General features: G+C 63.4%; 4 protein-coding genes. All 4 read left to right on the top strand.

Annotated elements, in window-relative coordinates; translation table 11 throughout:
* Positions 1–280 (top strand): AbrB/MazE/SpoVT family DNA-binding domain-containing protein (locus tag VFT73_RS00085; RefSeq protein WP_326408052.1); only part of this gene is annotated, 280 nt, incomplete at its 5' end.
* Entirely contained in the window at positions 277–675 is a 399-nt protein-coding gene (locus VFT73_RS00080) for a type II toxin-antitoxin system VapC family toxin (protein WP_326408051.1), read from the top strand. The genes VFT73_RS00085 and VFT73_RS00080, both read left to right, overlap by 4 nt.
* Before the next feature lie 11 nt (positions 676–686).
* Positions 687–2,624 (top strand): glycoside hydrolase family 125 protein, encoded by a 1,938-nt coding sequence (locus VFT73_RS00075; RefSeq protein ID WP_326408050.1) that lies wholly within the window; start codon positions 687–689, stop codon positions 2,622–2,624.
* Between the two features lie 7 nt (positions 2,625–2,631).
* Positions 2,632–2,927, top strand: a 296-nt coding sequence (locus VFT73_RS00070; protein WP_326408049.1) for a hypothetical protein, incomplete at its 3' end; no start/stop codon positions are given.

The following is a 2,927-nucleotide window of genomic DNA, read 5'->3' as shown; positions in this document are numbered from 1 at the left end:
CTCCTTACCTTATGTAAGGAGCATGACCACGGCGACCGTGACATCCAAAGGCCAGGTGACAATTCCCGCTTCGGTGCGGAAGCGGCTAAGGCTCCATGCCGGTTCCAAAATTGATTTCATCGAGAACAAGGCGGGCGAAGTCGTGATGCGTCCAAAGACGGGAAGCATCCGCGACCTTTACGGTTTCATCAAATATGACGGTCCGCCGGTTTCGATCGAAGACATGGATGAGGCGATCGGCAAGGCGATCGTGGAGAGCTTCGAGCAGTCCGTTAAGTGATCGCCGTCGACACGAATGTTCTGCTGCGATTCTCGATCGGCGATAATGCGGAACAGGGGAAAGTGGCGAAGCGCTTCTTCGAACAGTTGGTGGAGTCCAACGAAACGGCGTTCGTTGCTTCTGTTACCCTTGCCGAATTCGTGTGGGTTTTGGAAAAGCGGTATCAGGTTAAATCCGCCGACATGTCACGCGCTCTGACGACACTCCTGAATATTCCAAACCTGAGCTTCGAGCACGAAGCTGCAATCCGGCATGCGATCTCCACCGACGGCGGAAATTTTTCGGACCGACTTATTCATTTTGTCGGGGCAGCGGCCGGTTGCGCAAGGACCGTCACGTTCGACCGGAAATTCGCGCGCTTGTCAGGCGTGGAACTGTTGGAGCCGGCGCAATAAGGTGGGGTCGCATGCGAGGGCGGGTGTTTTCCATCCTACTTGCGGCGGAGCTTGCGACAGCCGCGGCGGCTGCCAGACAGCCCGCACCGCCGGCAGACCGAGTCACGTATCTCACGCTCGCGCCCGACGACGTGATCCCCACCGGCAACGACTGGATCGCGCTGCCGGCGATCCGCGCGGGCGACGCGGCGCTGATGAACTTCAACGTCATCTCGATGCGCTACCGCGGGCTGATCGAATATGCGGGACCGCCGGACCAGCCGCTGATCAAACCGTTCCTCAGCATCGGCGGGGTGAGGAAGCCGCTCGCCAACCTCCGCTGGAGCCTGCGCGATTACTGGCTGCCGACGGGGACGATGGAAGCGGATGGGGTCCGCACCAGCATCACCTATGTCGCGCCGCCGGACAGCCGTGCTGCGATCGTCCGCTTCCAGGTCACGAACCTCGGCGCGAAGCCGATCGAGGTCGCTCCGGGGATGGAGGTGAACTGGGCGCGGACGAACCGGGTGACCTATTCGCCCGAGCCGCTCTCCGGCGCGCGCACCATGTCGCCGACCCCGATCGACAGCGACATGGAGATTTTCAACTACCGCACCGACGACACGAAGTTCGCCTGGGGCTTCGCTTATGTCGGCTCGAAGGGCGTGCTGCATGAGGGTGCGGATCCGGGCGTGACCGCGCAGCACGAGGCGACTCTGGCGCCCGGCAAGACCCTCGACGTGCATTACCTGATCGGCGTCGGCCTCGAGGAATATAGCGCCGCCTACGCGATGCGCGTGCTAAACAAGCGCATCGATCGCTACGGCATCGACGGAGTGATCGACCAGGCGGCGGCCGAGGCGCGGCGGCACACGCGCACGACGGGACGCGGCGACCTCGACCGGATCATGAACCGCAACCTCCTGTTCACGACCTATTATGCCTGGGGCCGAGTGATCGACACCGATCAGTTCGTGGGGATGACCTCGCGAAGTAACCGCTATTACGTGTCCGCGGCGTACTGGGACCGCGACGCGTTGCTGTGGAGCTTCCCGGCGCTGCTCGACACCGACGTGGAGCGGGCGCGAGAGGCGCTCGGCTATGCGCTGGGCACGCAGGCGCGCAACATCGGCATCCACAGCCGCTTCATCGACGGGGTAGTGCTGGAGGACGGGTTCGAGCTGGACGAGCTGGTGGCGCCGATCGTCGCGCTCAAATCCTATGTCGATGCGACCGGAGACCGCAGCGTGCTGGCGACTTACGCCGCGCAGATCGCCACGATCGAGCAGCGGCTGTCGGCGATGCACGATCCCGCCACTGGTCTCTACGAGACATTCCAGGATGCCGAGGACGAATATGTCCAAAAGCCCTTCTCGGTTTACGACAATGTGCTGACCTGGAGGGCGCTGAACGATCTCGCGATCTTGCAGAACCGTGACGACCTTCGCGCCCGCGCCGCGGAGCTCAAGGCGGCGATCATGAAATATGGCGTGCGCTCTGGCGCCAAAGGGGCGGGCGGTCCGATCTTCGCAGCGACGGTGAGCGCGACCGCGGGCGATTTCATGGATGTGCCGCCGGGATCGCTTCTGAAGCTGCCGTACCTCGGTTTCATCTCACAGGACGATCCTTTGTTCGTACGGACCTACAACTGGCTGCATTCGGCGCATTATCAATATTCCTACGCTGGACAGCCCTACGGTCTTCCGGGCAGCTACCGCCTGCCGTTCACCACCTCATGGTCGGTCGCCGACCACCTCCGCCTGAAGGCCGGCCAGGCGAAGGCGCTGAAGGTGCTGACGGAAAGCCCGTGGGACGGCGGGATCATCACCGAAGGCGTGAAGCCCGACACGGCGAAGGCCGACAAGGACGGCCGCGCCTTCGCCACCGCCGCCGGATATATCGGGCACACGATCTGCGCTGAGTTCTGCATCGACCGCAAAGCCGCGCGCCCCAGCGTCGAGCGGAAGTGAGTATCTGATGTTCCCGCTCGCAGCTGTCGCTGGCGCAATGACATTGGCGACGTCGGTTCCTCAGACGGCGCTCGGATGTCCCAAACATCCCATGACCCGGGCCGGTGTGCTGGCGACGGAGCATGAATGGGTTCGAGCGATCGAGGCGCGCGATACGACGGCGCTTTCCTGCATCCTCGCGCTCGAATTCGCGGACACGAACTGGCGGGGGCAGCTCGTCGCGCGCGCCACGGTTCTCGCCCGGCTGCCGTCGAGACCGCCGTCGCGGCTCAAGCTCGGCGATCTGTCGGTCGCGCAGCACGG

This window comes from Sphingomonas sp. (genome assembly GCF_035758555.1).
Lineage (GTDB): Bacteria > Pseudomonadota > Alphaproteobacteria > Sphingomonadales > Sphingomonadaceae > Sphingomonas_B.
This window is presented reverse-complemented; position numbering and strand designations above follow the sequence as displayed.